Origin of the sequence: Yersinia rohdei ATCC 43380 (genome assembly GCF_000173775.1) — a bacterium.
Lineage (GTDB): Bacteria > Pseudomonadota > Gammaproteobacteria > Enterobacterales > Enterobacteriaceae > Yersinia > Yersinia rohdei.
Genome location: NZ_ACCD01000004.1, coordinates 96,360 through 111,557, shown reverse-complemented (window position 1 = coordinate 111,557; position 15,198 = coordinate 96,360). Strand labels below are relative to the sequence as shown.

Below are 15,198 nucleotides of genomic sequence, written 5' to 3'. Positions count from 1 at the left end.
ATGAGCGAGAAACGTTGATGTCGAATACTTATGACTCCTCAAGTATCAAGGTATTAAAAGGGCTGGATGCAGTTCGTAAGCGTCCGGGCATGTATATCGGTGATACTGATGATGGTACCGGTCTGCACCACATGGTATTCGAGGTTGTGGACAACGCTATCGACGAAGCCCTCGCTGGCCACTGTAAAGAGATTGTGGTGACCATTCATTCGGATAACTCCGTTTCCGTACAGGATGATGGTCGCGGTATCCCAACCGGTATGCATGACGAGGAAGGGGTATCGGCCGCTGAGGTCATCATGACCGTCTTGCATGCTGGCGGTAAATTTGACGATAACTCTTATAAAGTTTCCGGCGGTTTGCACGGCGTGGGTGTGTCAGTTGTTAACGCCCTGTCTGAAAAACTGGAGCTGGTGATTCGCCGTGAAGGTAAAGTTCACGAACAGACTTACAGAATGGGTGTGCCGCAGGCACCGCTGAAAGTTGTGGGCGAAACCGACCAGACCGGGACAACTGTGCGCTTCTGGCCGAGCTTCCAGACGTTCACCAATAACACCGAATTCCAGTATGAAATCCTGGCAAAACGCCTGCGTGAGCTGTCGTTCCTGAACTCCGGGGTTTCAATCAAACTGAGAGATAAACGCAACGACAAAGAAGACCACTTCCATTATGAAGGCGGTATCAAAGCGTTTGTTGAGTATCTGAACAAAAACAAAAACCCAATCCACCCGAAAGTGTTCTATTTCTCCACCATGAAAGATGATATCGGTGTAGAAGTGGCTTTGCAGTGGAATGACGGTTTCCAGGAAAATATTTACTGTTTCACCAACAATATTCCACAGCGCGATGGGGGGACTCACTTAGTGGGTTTCCGTACGGCAATGACCCGTACCCTGAACAGCTACATGGATAAAGAAGGCTACAGTAAAAAAGCGAAAATTAGTGCGACCGGTGATGATGCCCGCGAAGGCTTGATTGCTGTGGTTTCCGTGAAAGTGCCAGACCCTAAATTCTCCTCACAGACCAAAGATAAACTGGTTTCTTCTGAGGTGAAAACGGCGGTTGAAACGCTGATGAACGAGAAGCTGGTTGAGTATTTGCTGGAAAACCCAACTGACGCCAAAATCGTTGTGGGCAAAATCATTGACGCGGCCCGTGCTCGTGAAGCTGCGCGCAAAGCCCGTGAAATGACCCGCCGTAAAGGAGCGTTGGACTTAGGTGGCTTGCCAGGTAAGTTGGCTGACTGTCAGGAACGTGACCCAGCATTGTCCGAACTCTACTTAGTGGAAGGGGACTCAGCGGGCGGCTCTGCTAAACAAGGCCGTAACCGTAAAAATCAGGCCATTTTGCCGCTGAAAGGTAAAATCCTGAACGTTGAGAAAGCGCGCTTTGATAAAATGCTTTCTTCACAAGAAGTGGCGACGCTGATCACTGCGCTGGGTTGTGGTATTGGTCGGGATGAATACAATCCGGACAAACTGCGCTATCACAGCATCATTATCATGACCGATGCCGACGTGGATGGTTCTCACATCCGCACCTTGTTGCTGACATTCTTCTACCGCCAGATGCCGGAAATTATTGAGCGTGGTCATGTGTATATCGCTCAACCGCCATTGTATAAAGTGAAGAAAGGCAAACAAGAGCAATACATCAAAGATGATGACGCGATGGAACAGTACCAGATGACATTGGCATTGGATGGGGCGGCACTGCACATCAATGAACATGCGCCGGCACTGTCTGGTGAGCCATTAGAAAGATTGGTTACTGAACATTACAGTGTCCAGAAAACCATCGCTCGAATGGAACGCCGTTATCCGCGTGCTTTGCTGAATAACTTGATTTACCAGCCGACACTGCAAGAAGAAGAGTTAAGCAATAAAGAGGTTGTGACGCAGTGGATTGAGTCACTGGTAGCCTTGCTGAATGAAAAAGAGCAACACGGCAGCAGCTACAGCGCTGTGGTGCGCGAAAACCGTGAACGCCAACTGTTCGAGCCAATTTTACGTATTCGTACTCATGGTGTGGATACTGATTATGAGCTGGACTTTGACTTCATTCACGGTGGCGAGTATCGCAAAATCTGTCTGCTTGGCGACAAACTGCGTGGCCTGATTGAAGAAGGTGCCTTTGTGGAACGCGGCGAGCGCCGTGTGCCGGTCACCAGCTTTGAAGGTGCGCTGGATTGGTTGGTGAAAGAGTCACGCCGTGGTTTGGCCATCCAACGCTATAAAGGGTTGGGTGAGATGAACCCAGAGCAATTGTGGGAAACCACGATGGATCCAGAAGGCCGCCGTATGCTGCGGGTGATGGTGAAAGATGCTATTGCTGCTGACCAACTATTCACTACCCTGATGGGTGATGCGGTTGAACCTCGTCGTGCCTTTATCGAAGAGAATGCGCTGCGCGCAGCGAATATCGATATCTAGCCCGTCAGATAGCGTCGTAATCTGATAGCAAAAGCCCAGAGCAGGAAACTGCCTCTGGGTTTTTTTTGCCCCTAATGGCGCTATGCCGAATTTTTATCTCAACAACCTTTGTGCCGAGCACGGACTCACTAGCATTTGAGAGCTGAATCGCGCTAGCATGAGGTATTGGCTTTATAAATGTGAGGACCTATGGCTATTGAGTTAATCGCTATTGATATGGACGGCACTTTGCTGAACCCGCAGCATGAAATTACGCCACGGGTAAAACAGGCTATTGATGCCGCTCGGGCGAAAGGTGTTTGTGTGGTCTTGGCCACCGGGCGGCCTTATATCGGGGTTCAACGTTATTTACGCGAATTGAATATGGAAAACAGTGGCGATTATTGCATCAGCAATAATGGTGCGTTAGTGCAAAAAGCGGCTACTGGTGAATGTATTTTGCAGGAAACCCTCAGTTTTGAGGATTATCTCTATTTTGAAGCTTTATCGCGTGAGATGGGCGTCGGTTTCCATGCCTTTGATTTTAATACCTTATATACCGCCAATAAAGACATCAGCAAATATACATTGCACGAAGTGATGTTAACCGGCATTCCATTGAAATATCGTGCAGTGGAAGAGATGGATTCAACCTTGCGCTTCCCGAAAGTCATGATGATTGATGAGCCAGAACAACTGGATCGCGCTTTAGCGCTGATGCCAGCCGAGGCCTTTGAGCGTTTTACCATCATGAAAAGCGCGCCTTTTTTCCTGGAGATTTTAAGTAAGCGGGTTGATAAGGGCGCTGGCGTAAAAATGCTGGCAGAGCATTTAGGTATCGCGCGGGAAAACATCATGGCTTTGGGTGACCAGGGTAATGATATCGCCATGGTGAATTACGCCGGTGTGGGTGTGGCGATGGGCAATGCTATCCCCGAGCTAAAAGAAATCGCGCAGTTTGTTACCGGCACCAATACTGAAGATGGTGTGGCGATGGCCATTGAGAAGTATGTATTTTGATTGACTGATTAATTTGGTGATTGGTTTCGGTTGCCTGGAAATCTCAGCTTACCTCTACGCAGGTAAGCTGAGTGATGAGACCTTAACCGCCGATTCAGCTATTTACACTTCAATTACCTCATTAAAATCCCTTTCACTATTTGTACATCCTGAATACCTAACCCGGTTAAATCTGTCAGGGTAATTTGCTGCTGATTATCTCTGAAAGGCCGGTTTTGCAGTAGAGCAGTGCCAATTTCCACCAAGGCATGCTGGGCTAACAAGCCTTGCTGAAATGCTAGCGAAATCTCACCAAATTCAGTGCATTGCGCTAAGGAATCCACCAGGATTTTATCGGCTTTGGCGACTAATTCAGGGGCCAGTTCGTGCTTGCCAGTTCCATCCGCCCCGACCGCGGTAATGTGGGTGCCGGGCTGAATATCTGCCGCCGGTAAAATGGCCTCTCGGCTCGGTGTGGTGGTAACAATAAATTGGCAGTGGCGGGCTAACTCTGCGGCATCTTGTGTGGTATTGACCTCAAAACCTGCGGCTTGTGCATATTGCCGGTATTCCTCTAATGCGGCTTCACTGCGGCCCCAAACCCATACCTGGCGGCATGAAATCACATTTTTCAAATGCATGAGATGTAACCGTGCCTGCATACCCGTGCCGACAATGCCAATGGCGCTGATATGCTGTGGGGCGCAAAGCTCGGCGGCAATGCGCCCTGCCAGAGCCGTACGCAGGGCGGTGAGCCAGCCTTCATCCAGTAATAAAGCTTGCGGCTCGCCAGTTTGGGCAGAAAACGCCATCATCAGCCCCTGATTACTGGCCAGTCCTTGGGCCGGATTATGATAAAAACCCGCGGAAACCTTCACCACAAAGAGGCTGTCGCCCTGCAAATAGCCACTTTTAATGCAGCAGTCGCCATTGGCGGGTTCAAACCATAAATGTTGCACCGGCGGCAGTTGCACCTGTTGTTGGCTAAAAGCAATAAAACCCTCTTTGAGCAATAACGTGATGGCATCTGCATCGAACTTGTCTAGAATTTGCTGTTTATTCAGGATAATCATTCGCTGACTGCTCCCAAATATTTCTCCAGTACAATATTCTTGCCACACAGTACCACCGCCACTTTCTTACCTTGCCATTGGGGAGCCAGCTTTAGCGCTGCGGCTAAGGCCACCCCTGCCGCTCCCTCAATCATCCAGCGGTCAGTGCGGGCAATTAAGCGCATGGCATCTTTGATTTCCTGCTCCGTCACCAGTACTTTTTGGTCGATCAACTGCTGGCACAGTGCAAAGGTGACCGCCCCCGGCTCTACCCCGCCAGCGGTGCCGTCAGACAGTGTTTCTTGCTCTGCGACCTCTTCAATATACCCTTGTTGCAAACAGGTATACATGCTGGTGGCATTGGCCGGCCAGCAACCAATTACCTGAGTTTTATCAGAAAGTTTCTTCAGCACGGTCGCAATACCGGAAATCAGCCCACCGCCGCCCACCGCCACAAAGACAGCATCAAGGTCGGGCTGTTGCTCAACCATTTCCATGCCGCAGGTACCTTGGCCAGCAATAACTTGTTTATCGTTATAAGGGGAAATATAGATTTTACCTTGTTGCTGTGCAGCGGCACTTGCGGCTAGCTCCGCATCTAGCGCATCACCTGGGATAAGTGTGATATCACCACCCAGAGCGCGAATGGCTTCCAACTTGATAGCCGCAGCGTGTTCTGGTGCATAAATGGTAGATTTCACCCCCGCCAGTTTCCCCGCCAGCGCCATAGCTTGGCCGTGATTACCGGTCGAGGCGGTGATAACTCCCCGCTGGCACTGTTCATCAGTTAATAACCGCAGCTTGTTGCTGGCTCCGCGAAACTTAAAAGAACCGGTATGTTGTAGATGCTCACATTTAAGATAAATTTCACAACCGCTGTGTTGTGACAGCAATGGGCTGTATTCCAGCGGAGTGACTCTCACTTGGGGGCGTAATACTTGGTGAGCTTCTTTGATGGCATTGAATAACGAATTCATATCGGTTCCTATAAGTTTTATATTTTTTTAATATTTTTCAATTGGTTGTAAACAGTGGCTCGGCCAATGCCCAGGATTTTTGCAACATAGCCCGCAGCATTTTTGCCGTTAAATGCTCCCTGCTGATAGAGCGCCTCAATTAACTTACGGCGGCTAACATTATTCAGTGCTGCCAGTGTGAGTTGCTGCTGTTGCAACCAGTTATGGATGTAAGTATTGATTCGCTCCTGCCAGTCATCTTGGAATAAGACATCAGGTTGTGGTTGCAATTGATGCCCTGACAAGAGCATATCCAGCGCCGCTTTAGCATTTTCAAAGACAGTTATATCCAGATTAATACAAAGCAAACCAACAGGTTGGTTGCTGTCATCTCGCAATACAGTGCTGATAGATCGCAGTTGCCGACCATCCCAGTTGCGCTTTTGATATGGGCCGATAACTTGTGATTGCTGGTCAAATTGCAGCTCACTGAGATTGGAGTCTTCGCCTAATTCCCGCTGTGAATAGTTATTAGCGATATAAACCAGTTTCTGACTGGCTAAGTCGTGAAGGGCAACTTCCGCATAAGGGGAGAAAAGTGTGGCAATCGCATCAGCAATTGGCTGGTATCGGCTAAGCATAGGTGTTTTTTCTGGAATAAAAAATCTATATTAGACTTTTTATTCTAAATTACCATCATTTGTTGCTGGCAGGATTTACAGTAATTGGAAGTGTGGATGATATAATTGAGTGTAATGAGTCATAACCCGTCGGAGCCCGCATGACCTGCCAAGAACAGCAACTCACCTTTGCCCCTCGAGGTCATCAGCTTACTAATATCAATGTTTGGACGCCTGATAGCCAATGGCTGGTATATGATGTGCGGCCCAATGGCAGCACTTTTAGCGGCTTAACCATTGAGCGGGTTAATTGTGTAACTCGTGATATTGAGGTTATTTATCGTGCTCAGCATGGGGCGCATGTTGGGGTGGTGACGGTAAGCCCAGATGAACCGGCGCGCTATGTGTTTATTCATGGCCCAGAGTATCCGGACAGTCATTGGCATTATGATTTTCATCACCGGCGTGGGGTCATTGTGACTGAGCCGGACAGAGAACTGGCGGTGACGCTGGATGCGATGGATATCAGCGCACCCTATACTGCCGGTGCATTACGCGGTGGCAGCCATGTGCATGTTTTCAGCCCTGATGGCAGCCGTCTGAGCTTTACTTATAATGACCACGTGCTGCATGAGTTAGATCCCGCGCTGGATTGCCGCAATGTCGGGGTGGCCTTGCCGCTGCAAGGGGTAAACCCTCCCAAACAACATCCTCGTGAATATGATGGCAGCCATTTTTGTGTCTTAGTCACGCGCACCACTCCCACGCCACAAGCGGGCAGTGACCAAATAAACCGAGCTTATGAAGAAGGTTGGGTCGGCACTCATGGTTATGTAAAAACGGATGGTAGCCGCCAACGTTGGGCGCTGGCCTTTATTGGCGATACTCTTTCAGAGCAAGGCGAGCGCATTCCTGAAATTTATCTGGTTGATTTACCTGAACGCTACCGAGATTATGCCCGAGCCGGATCTGACCCCCTTGAAGGGACAAAAACCACCTTGCCGGCCCCCCCGATGGGGGTGACCCAGCGGCGAATTACCTTCACTGCGGGGCGGCGTTTCCCCGGCCTGGCTACCACTCCCCGGCATTGGTTGCGCAGCTCACCTGATGGCAGTGCTATTGCGTGTTTGATGGCAGATGATAATGGCGTGGTGCAGCTGTGGTTGGTTTCTCCTAATGGTGGTGAACCACGGCAACTGACGGCGACTGAGTCGGGAATTCAGTCTGCATTTAGCTGGCATCCGCAAGGGCAGAGCCTGGCTTTTATTAGTGATAACAGTGTGATGCAGTGTGAAGTTGCTACGGGGCAGTTACAGCGGCTGACGGCACGCAGCCTTCAGGCACCTTTGGCGGATGCGGTGGTGTTTTCACCAGATGGCAGCAAAATAGCTTTTATGCGGGAAATAGCCGGATTCACTCAGATTTTTACTGTGAATACATCTGAGTGAGAAAATTGCCAATTCATTTATGACAAAACCGGGTAGAAATAGGTGTGATTATTGCGCCGTCACATCACTGGCGTGTGCGGCAGTGTGATTCTCAGCTTCAGATTGGCGAACACGTTCACGTGGTGAGCTGGCCATCTTATCTTGGTGGTCAGACCGTAAATAATCATAAGGCAGCAGCAGGGTATCCATCACCGCAGAGAAAGGCAGGTCTACCGCCAGCAGCGGGCGCAGCGCCCAGCCGGTATCATCATCTTTGAGCATTGCCACATTGGCCTCAGTACCTGAGTAATAACCCTGGCTGCTGCTGGTGTGCGTCATAATGCTGGAGCAGCCGCTGGATAAAAGCAGCGAACAGCCGGTAACAAAAGGGATAACTGTATTTTTCATTATTTTGTTCAGCTCTCATCATACCGGGTGATTAGTACTTTCTAGCGTTCAGCAATTTATAGTATTCAGTACATTATAGTGTTTAGCACATTACACGGGTTAATAGGTTACCAGTGTCAGGTTTTGTCATGATTTTTACATCATCTTACAGACAGTTCCTATGGCCAAAGATTCAATTCTCTGGCGCCACACTTTGTTAAGTGTAAGTTATAGAAACATATTTATCGAATTATTAGATTAATAAACGTCTGATTGGGAGGTTTCTCAAAAAAATTTTTTTATTTTGCTCTTGAAAAGAACAAGGTCGGGCCCATTTTATTATTAGGTCAGAGAGAATACGCCGACAGGGTATTCAGACCGCCAGCCTGTCCATCGTGGAAGGCTTAATACAAACATCCTTGCTAATCTATTTAGGAGGCAGTTTTATGCGTAATTCCGAGCTTGCACCACTGTATCGTTCAGCTATTGGTTTTGACCGGCTATTCAATTTATTAGAGTCTGGCCAGAATCAAAATAATGGTGGTTATCCTCCTTATAATGTCGAGTTGGTCGATGAAAATAATTACCGCATTACCATCGCGGTAGCCGGGTTCTCAGAGCAAGAACTGGAGATCGTAACACAGGATAACCTATTGATTGTTCGTGGTTCACATGCCGGTGAACCGGCACAGAAAACCTATTTATACCAAGGTGTCGCCGAGCGTAATTTCGAGCGTAAATTCCAGTTGGCTGAGCACATTAAAATTAAAGGTGCCAACTTAGTGAATGGTTTGCTGTATATCGATCTTGAACGAATGGTTCCAGAAAGTTTAAAACCACGTCGTATTGAGATCAAGTAATCTACTGAGTTGTGTTAGTTAGCTATATTATTGTTTAAAAGTTTCCTGCCGTAATCGGGGGATAACCGGTCACGTATTGATGGCAGTAAATAATATAACGCCAGTATTTTGCGTTAGGGTTTTTTATATCGAAAATTCGTGACCGTCGATTGTTTTATATCTTATCTCGCTTCAAAGAAGGAGTATATATATGCGTAATTATGATTTGTCACCTTTGCTTCGTCAGTGGATTGGTTTTGATAAATTGGCGAGCACCATGCAGGGGACAACCGAGGCTCATGGGTTCCCTCCTTACAATATTGAAAAAACTGACGATAACCACTATCGCATCTCACTGGCATTAGCCGGTTTTAAACAAGATGAGCTAGAAATTGAAGTCGAAGGCCCGCGTTTGACTGTGCGCGGTAAGCTGACACCGGCCGAAAAACAGGTTGAATACCTGCATCAGGGGCTGGTTCGCAAAGAGTTCTCTTTGACCTTTACTCTGGCAGAGCATCTGAATGTGAATAATGCTCAATTTGAGAATGGGATGTTGCACATTGATTTGTTGCGCGAAGTGCCAGAAGCACTGCAACCACAGCGCATTAATATTGGCAGCGGTGCACCTCAGGATCGCCAGGTTATAGAGAACCAGCAAGCAACTGAGCAACAATTTGATCAACAACATAATCAACAGCAGCAGTATCAACCTCAGCAGTAATTATGATGACCGGCACCTCTCACCGGGGTGTCGGTAAGATTTACCCTCTCCTTGTTGTGTCCTTTTAGCTTGATGCTTTTTATTTTTCACCGGAGAGATTCCCGCTCTCCGGTGCATTTTGTGGTGCATCCCACATTCAACCGCCCCCCCTTCTGCCAGAATCCTTACTAATTGTAAGAATTTAAGGCCATGCATGACATTGACACTATTCCACATGGCCGACCCATTTTTAAACTTAGGCAAGGAAGTGATTTATGAGTGCTATCGCCCTTACCGTCAGTATGTTGGCGCTGGTCGCCGTATTGGGGTTATGGATCGGTAATTGGAAAATATATGGTGTGGGGTTAGGTATTGGCGGGGTGCTATTTGGCGGCATTATTGTTGGCCATTTTGCACAAACTTATCAGTTAGTTCTCAATGGAGACATGCTGCATTTCATCCAGGAATTTGGTCTGATTCTGTTTGTTTACACTATTGGTATTCAGGTCGGGCCGGGGTTCTTCTCTTCACTGCGGGTCTCTGGGCTGCGGCTTAACTGCTTCGCCATTTTAATGGTGCTGGTGGGGGGGTTAGTGACCGCCATTATTCACAAACTGTTTGCCGTGCCGCTGCCTATTATTCTGGGCGTATTTTCAGGGGCGGTAACCAACACGCCGGCACTGGGGGCCGCGCAGCAAATCCTGACTGATTTGGGGTCGCCACCTCAATTGGTCAGCCAAATGGGGATGGGCTATGCCATGGCTTATCCATTTGGTATTTGTGGCATTTTGCTGGTGATGTGGCTGATTCGTTTATTCTTTAAAATCAATGTCGATCGCGAAGCAAAAGAGTTTGATACCAGCCACGGACAAACCCGTGAGTTGCTGCAAACCATGAATGTGGCAGTACGCAACCCCAACTTGCATGGTTTATCAGTGCAAGATGTGCCCTTGCTCAACAGTGATGATGTGGTCTGCTCGCGGCTAAAACGGGGCGATTTGCTGATGGTGCCATTGCCCGCCACTGTGATTGAGTTGGGGGATTATCTGCATTTAGTCGGGCAGCGCGAAGCTTTGGAGCAAGTGCGGCTGGTGGTTGGGGATGAGGTGGATGTGACATTATCTACCGCCGGTACCATCTTGCAAACCGCCCGAGTGGTCGTCACCAATGAGGCGGTATTGGGCAAGAAAATCCGCGACCTTAATCTTAAACAGAAATATGACGTGGCTATCACCCGCTTAAATCGTGCGGGTATTGAGCTGGTCGCCAGTAACAATGCCAGTTTGCAATTTGGTGACATTCTTAACTTGGTGGGCCGTCCGGAAGCTATCGAGGCGGTATCCGCCGTGGTGGGTAACGCGCAGCAGAAACTGCAACAAGTGCAGATGCTACCGGTGTTTATTGGGGTCGGTTTGGGGGTGTTATTGGGGTCAATCCCACTCTTTATTCCGGGATTCCCGGCCGCATTGCGCTTAGGTTTGGCCGGCGGCCCATTGGTCGTGGCGCTTATTCTTGGGCGTATCGGCAGCATCGGAAAACTGTATTGGTTTATGCCCCCGAGTGCCAATCTGGCCTTACGTGAACTGGGAATTGTGTTGTTCTTGTCGGTGGTCGGGCTGAAATCTGGCGGCGATTTTATCAATACGTTGGTTAATGGCGATGGGCTGGCGTGGATTGGTTACGGCGCAATGATAACCGCAATACCTTTGCTTACAGTGGGGATTTTGGCGCGCATGTTGGCCAAAATGAACTACCTGACCTTGTGCGGTATGCTCGCCGGTTCAATGACGGATCCACCGGCACTGGCATTTGCTAATGGTTTGCACCCAACCAGTGGTGCGGCGGCCTTGTCTTATGCCACGGTTTATCCACTGGCCATGTTTTTACGAATAATGTCGCCGCAGATACTTGCCGTGCTGTTTTGGACACTATAGCTACCCTTCGTCCTTGAAGTTGCAGGGGTGTTAGCTGCACGCACCCACCCGAATCACTTACTTGTGTAAGCTCATCGGGATGTGTTTGCTGGCTGCCTACCTGCAACTCCAATGCCTTTGGGTATGGTTTTATTTCGTTAGAAAATTACTGCGTTTCCTGGAAGGCCAACTCAATCTCTTCAGCCAGAATAGCCACGCCTTTTTCGATTTGTTCGGGGTCTGGCACATAGTTCATCCGCATGCATTGATGAGTATGTGGCCAGTCATATCCCAGACCAGGGAAGAAATAGTGGCCCGGCACCATCAATACACCGCGTTTTTTCAGGCGCTGATAAAGCAGTTCAGTGCTGATGGGCAAATCTTTAAACCATAGCCACAGGAAAATGGCCCCTTCGGGCTTGTGGATTAAGCAGCGTTCCGGCGGTAAGTATTTGCGCAGAATAGCAATTGTTTGCTGTACCCGCTCAAAATAAAAGGGCCGGATTACCTCGTTGGATAAACGTAATAAATCACCGCGCTCAATCATTTCAGCCGCCATTGCGGGCCCCATGCTGCCCGGCGACAGGCTGATGATGCCATTCATATTGGTGATGGCAGATATCACTTTCTCATCGGCAATCACAATTCCACAGCGCGAACCCGGTAAGCCCAGCTTCGATAAGCTCATGCACAAGATAATATTCGGATTCCACAAGGGAGTGGCATCGGTAAAAATGATACCGGGGAAGGGCAAGCCATAGGCATTATCAATCAATAGCGGAATATCACGCTGTTGAGCAATAGTATCAAGGCGGATTAGCTCTTCGTCAGTAATGACATTGCCGGTCGGATTGGTGGGGCGCGACACACATATCAAACCAATATCATCAGTCACATTAAGGTGCTCAAAATCGACGTGATATTTGAATTGCCCCTCAGGTAGTAGCTCAATATTGGGTTTGGCAGAGACGAATAAATCTTCATCCAGACCGGCATCGGCGTAACCAAGGTATTCAGGTGCCAGTGGGAATAAGACTTGGCGGCGGCTGCCATCCGCATAGCGGCCAGCAAACAAATTAAATAAGTAGAAAAATGCGCTTTGGCTACCATTTGTCAGTGCAATATTCTGTGGCTCAATTTGCCAACCCAGCTCGTCACGCAGCATTTTTGCCAGCGCCTTAAGCAGCACATCTTTACCCTGTGGGCCGTCATAATTACACAGCGCTTCAGTCAGTTGCCCGCGTTCCAGCATCTCCTGACAGAGTTGCTGGAAGTAAGCATCCATCTCTGGGATTTTGGCCGGATTGCCCCCGCCCAACATGATAGAACCTGGGGTTCTCAGACCGTCATTGAGGTCGTCCATCAGTCTGGTTATGCCCGCGTAGCGGGTAAATTTGTCGCCGAAAAGTGAAAACTTCATAGATGAAAATTTATTGTTATCCGTAAGTGAACAAGTACCATACTCGCAGATAAAAGCGGGCGCAATGCGGAAAGATTTCTTCCTGCCGTGTGAAAGTAGCGTGAAATATGTTTATTGCAGCATAATTAACTAAATTGAGTTTAATGGCAAACCGACATTTTCAGTGCTGTGTGAGCCGGGGCGGTGGCACTCAGGGGCGCTCCTGCGCCCCATGCAGCACCTTGCCTCTCCAATCAAGGTTGTCAGCAGTCGCGCCGAATTATTCTTGGTTGTCTCCGACCCAAACTACCAAGACTTTATCGTCTTGGTGTTGGCGGCTAAAAGCATAATAATCAGCAGTTTGCTGCGACTTTTGCACTCCAGCACCAATGGCAGGATGGCGAGCACGGAACTGGCTGATTTTTTGCCAATGTGCCAGCAGCGCGCCTTTTGCGCCGGTCAACTCGCTCCAATTCATATCTGACCGAGTACCTTGCAAGGGATCGGAGCCTGTTGGGCCAAATTCACGGCCGCTTTCATCGCCATAGAAGATTTGCACCGCACCGGGTGCTAATAGCAGCAGATCGCCCGCCCGCTGCTGCTTGACCAAAGATTGTTGGGCATCATCTTTAAAAAATAACCGAGTATCGTGAGATGAGATATAGCTCAACACATTGAAATCTTGCAGTTTGTCAGCCATTTGCTGATAAGTCCCATCAATGGATGAGAAGCAGGTAAGTGCTTGTTTGGCTTGATCTTGGAAATCAAAGTTAATCATGGCGTCAAAGCCATTTTGGTAGTAATCACTTTTCATCACGCCATGACCCCAGGCCTCTCCGGTCATCCAGAAGGGCAAGTTATCCAGCGCCTGTTCAGGATGAGCGGCTTTCCAGGCGGCCAGTGCGGCGGTGGTTTGCTGCTTGAGCTGTTGCCAAGCGGGCTTTTCAACATGCTTGGCGGTATCGACACGAAAACCGTCGATGCCGTAATCGCGAACCCACTGGCTCAACCATTGCGTCAGGTAATCACGCGGGGTGGCACCGGCAATTTCCCGTGCCGCTGTATCGGGTTTGTGGCGGTAAAATACCGGCAGGCCGCTGGGTTGGGTAGATTCGGTTTTAATGTCCGGCAGGAAAGCCAGTGACATGGTCAAATCGTCATAGCCGGGGGCGTCATAATCGCCAATATCGGTGCGGATCCATGCTTTACCCCACCAGTTATCCCAAGCTTTTTTATCACTGAAGTTGATGTAATCATTAAAACTATGCCAGGTTTGCCCTGGGCCGGGTGTCCAATCATTCCAATTTTTACCCAGTGTGGTTTCTAATGGCTCACCTTGCAGATACAGCGCCCCGAACTGATAACTTTGCATATCAGCCAGAGTGGCATATCCGACATGATTCATTACCACATCAAATAGAATGCGAATGCCGCGCTTATGGGCTTGTTCAACCAGTGTGTGCAGCTCTTGCTCGGTGCCCATGTTGGCATCCAGCCGAGTCCAATCCAGCCCATAATAGCCGTGGTAAGCATAATGGGGGAAATCGCCTTTGGTGCCGCCACCCACCCAGCCGTGTATTTGCTCCAGCGGCGAACTTATCCACAATGCATTGACACCAAGCTGTTGTAGATAATCCAGTTTTTCAGTTAGCCCGGCTAAATCGCCGCCGTGAAAAGTGCCGATTTCCTGCATTCCATCGCCATGACGGCCATAGCTGTGGTCATTGGCTGGATTGCCATTATTGAAGCGATCGGTCAGGGCGAAATATACCGTGGCATTTTGCCAACTGAAAGGCGCGGCTTGCTGGGTTTGGGCTGATTCCAGTAACAATAATCCGCCGCTTTCAGGGGCCGGTTGCAGGGTGATTTTACCCAAAGAGACTGGCGCCGTTTGGCCGGAATAGAAATCCCGCACCTGTTCGCCATCAGCAAAGGTATTACTGACATCAATGGTTACCGGCTCGCCATCCCAGCGCTGACAAAGATGAGCCACGGCACTGACGGCTTGCGCCTTGGGTTCTTTGAGACTCAAGAGCAGGGTTGGGGTGCCGCTGCGGGTATCAATGCGCACCTGATACTGGCCATCACGAAATAGTCGCCATGAGATCTCGGCCTGATTTTGGCAAGGTTGCAGCGAAAATGTCTGGTTTAATTTGATAGGCCCGCTGGGCTGCCAGCATTGTTTATCTTGATAAAACCTCAGCGGATATTCCCCTTTGGTCAGTGGGCTGCTGCTAATAAAAACACCGCTATCTTGCTCGGAAAACGCCGGGAAATGCTGTAGTGACCAGTTCGCCATCGCCGCCGGCGAGAGGAGCAGCAGCAATGGGAGGCTGACATGAGATTTCATGACATATCGTCCTTGGGGCTGAGAATGGATAAAGACTGATAAATAGCAGTGTGCCGATTGGCGAAAAAACGACCTCATCCCTCGCTAAGTTTTAGAGGGAGGAGGGCGGTGGATGAGAGGATTTTGGCCTGCGAACAGGCCAGTC

General features: G+C 49.1%; 12 protein-coding genes. 6 read left to right on the top strand and 6 right to left on the bottom strand.

Going from position 1 to position 15,198, the window contains the following annotated elements:
- Positions 1–17 precede the first annotated feature (17 nt).
- Together gyrB and yidA are read left to right on the top strand one after the other, a co-directional pair.
- On the top strand, positions 18–2,432 hold the full coding sequence (gene gyrB, locus YROHD0001_RS12680) for a DNA topoisomerase (ATP-hydrolyzing) subunit B (protein ID WP_004713876.1): 2,415 nt from the start codon (positions 18–20) through the stop codon (positions 2,430–2,432).
- Positions 2,433–2,621: 189 nt separating this feature from the next.
- Positions 2,622–3,431, top strand: coding sequence for a sugar-phosphatase (yidA, locus tag YROHD0001_RS12685; RefSeq protein ID WP_004713875.1), 810 nt, complete (start codon positions 2,622–2,624; stop codon positions 3,429–3,431).
- Positions 3,432–3,544: 113 nt separating this feature from the next.
- Here yidA and YROHD0001_RS12690 read toward each other — a convergent pair whose 3' ends face one another.
- Genes YROHD0001_RS12690 through YROHD0001_RS12700 form a run of 3 tightly spaced genes read right to left on the bottom strand, consistent with a single transcriptional unit; the run spans position 3,545 to position 6,059 of the window.
- Positions 3,545–4,483 carry an ornithine cyclodeaminase family protein gene (locus tag YROHD0001_RS12690; protein ID WP_032816352.1) on the bottom strand — a complete coding sequence of 313 codons (939 nt, stop codon included), beginning with the start codon at positions 4,481–4,483 and terminating at the stop codon, positions 3,545–3,547.
- A complete protein-coding gene (locus YROHD0001_RS12695) occupies positions 4,480–5,439 on the bottom strand; it encodes a threonine/serine dehydratase (protein WP_004713873.1) in 960 nt (319 codons plus the stop codon). Before YROHD0001_RS12695 ends, YROHD0001_RS12690 begins: the two co-directional genes overlap by 4 nt.
- A gap of 17 nt (positions 5,440–5,456) precedes the next feature.
- Complete coding sequence (locus tag YROHD0001_RS12700) at positions 5,457–6,059, bottom strand: helix-turn-helix transcriptional regulator (RefSeq protein WP_004713872.1); 603 nt, start codon at positions 6,057–6,059, stop codon at positions 5,457–5,459.
- A gap of 140 nt (positions 6,060–6,199) precedes the next feature.
- Here YROHD0001_RS12700 and YROHD0001_RS12705 point away from each other — a divergent pair, with 140 nt between their 5' ends.
- The gene (locus YROHD0001_RS12705; RefSeq protein ID WP_004713871.1) at positions 6,200–7,486 is read left to right on the top strand and encodes a YidR family protein; all 1,287 of its coding nucleotides are present in this window, start codon (positions 6,200–6,202) and stop codon (positions 7,484–7,486) included.
- A 48-nt stretch (positions 7,487–7,534) separates the two neighbouring features.
- Here the strand turns inward: YROHD0001_RS12705 and YROHD0001_RS12710 are convergent, their stop codons facing one another.
- Positions 7,535–7,873 (bottom strand): YceK/YidQ family lipoprotein, encoded by a 339-nt coding sequence (locus YROHD0001_RS12710; RefSeq protein WP_004713870.1) that lies wholly within the window; start codon positions 7,871–7,873, stop codon positions 7,535–7,537.
- 425 nt (positions 7,874–8,298) lie between these two features.
- On the opposite strand from YROHD0001_RS12710, the gene ibpA reads away from it, so the two are divergent.
- The 3 genes from ibpA (at position 8,299) to YROHD0001_RS12725 (ending at position 11,325) form a co-directional block, all read left to right on the top strand.
- Positions 8,299–8,712, top strand: coding sequence for a small heat shock chaperone IbpA (ibpA, locus tag YROHD0001_RS12715; protein ID WP_004713869.1), 414 nt, complete (start codon positions 8,299–8,301; stop codon positions 8,710–8,712).
- A gap of 190 nt (positions 8,713–8,902) precedes the next feature.
- Entirely contained in the window at positions 8,903–9,412 is a 510-nt protein-coding gene (gene ibpB / locus YROHD0001_RS12720) for a small heat shock chaperone IbpB (protein WP_004713868.1), read from the top strand.
- Positions 9,413–9,666: 254 nt separating this feature from the next.
- Positions 9,667–11,325 carry a putative transporter gene (locus tag YROHD0001_RS12725; protein WP_004713867.1) on the top strand — a complete coding sequence of 553 codons (1,659 nt, stop codon included), beginning with the start codon at positions 9,667–9,669 and terminating at the stop codon, positions 11,323–11,325.
- A gap of 145 nt (positions 11,326–11,470) precedes the next feature.
- On the opposite strand, the gene YROHD0001_RS12730 is transcribed toward YROHD0001_RS12725, so the two are convergent.
- Positions 11,471–12,724, bottom strand: coding sequence for a valine--pyruvate transaminase (locus tag YROHD0001_RS12730; protein ID WP_004713866.1), 1,254 nt, complete (start codon positions 12,722–12,724; stop codon positions 11,471–11,473).
- A gap of 259 nt (positions 12,725–12,983) precedes the next feature.
- The gene (locus tag YROHD0001_RS12735; protein WP_004713865.1) at positions 12,984–15,053 is read right to left on the bottom strand and encodes an alpha-amylase; all 2,070 of its coding nucleotides are present in this window, start codon (positions 15,051–15,053) and stop codon (positions 12,984–12,986) included.
- Between the last annotated feature and the right edge of the window lie 145 nt (positions 15,054–15,198).

Bases quoted from the DNA above. Each gene is read 5' to 3' on its own strand.
- gyrB (WP_004713876.1), top strand. From the start codon at position 18: ATGTCGAATACTTATGACTCCTCAAGTATCAAGGTATTAAAAGGGCTG.
- yidA (WP_004713875.1), top strand. From the start codon at position 2,622: ATGGCTATTGAGTTAATCGCTATTGATATGGACGGCACTTTGCTGAAC.
- YROHD0001_RS12690 (WP_032816352.1), bottom strand. From the start codon at position 4,483: ATGATTATCCTGAATAAACAGCAAATTCTAGACAAGTTCGATGCAGAT.
- YROHD0001_RS12695 (WP_004713873.1), bottom strand. From the start codon at position 5,439: ATGAATTCGTTATTCAATGCCATCAAAGAAGCTCACCAAGTATTACGC.
- YROHD0001_RS12700 (WP_004713872.1), bottom strand. From the start codon at position 6,059: ATGCTTAGCCGATACCAGCCAATTGCTGATGCGATTGCCACACTTTTC.
- YROHD0001_RS12705 (WP_004713871.1), top strand. From the start codon at position 6,200: ATGACCTGCCAAGAACAGCAACTCACCTTTGCCCCTCGAGGTCATCAG.
- YROHD0001_RS12710 (WP_004713870.1), bottom strand. From the start codon at position 7,873: ATGAAAAATACAGTTATCCCTTTTGTTACCGGCTGTTCGCTGCTTTTA.
- ibpA (WP_004713869.1), top strand. From the start codon at position 8,299: ATGCGTAATTCCGAGCTTGCACCACTGTATCGTTCAGCTATTGGTTTT.
- ibpB (WP_004713868.1), top strand. From the start codon at position 8,903: ATGCGTAATTATGATTTGTCACCTTTGCTTCGTCAGTGGATTGGTTTT.
- YROHD0001_RS12725 (WP_004713867.1), top strand. From the start codon at position 9,667: ATGAGTGCTATCGCCCTTACCGTCAGTATGTTGGCGCTGGTCGCCGTA.
- YROHD0001_RS12730 (WP_004713866.1), bottom strand. From the start codon at position 12,724: ATGAAGTTTTCACTTTTCGGCGACAAATTTACCCGCTACGCGGGCATA.
- YROHD0001_RS12735 (WP_004713865.1), bottom strand. From the start codon at position 15,053: ATGAAATCTCATGTCAGCCTCCCATTGCTGCTGCTCCTCTCGCCGGCG.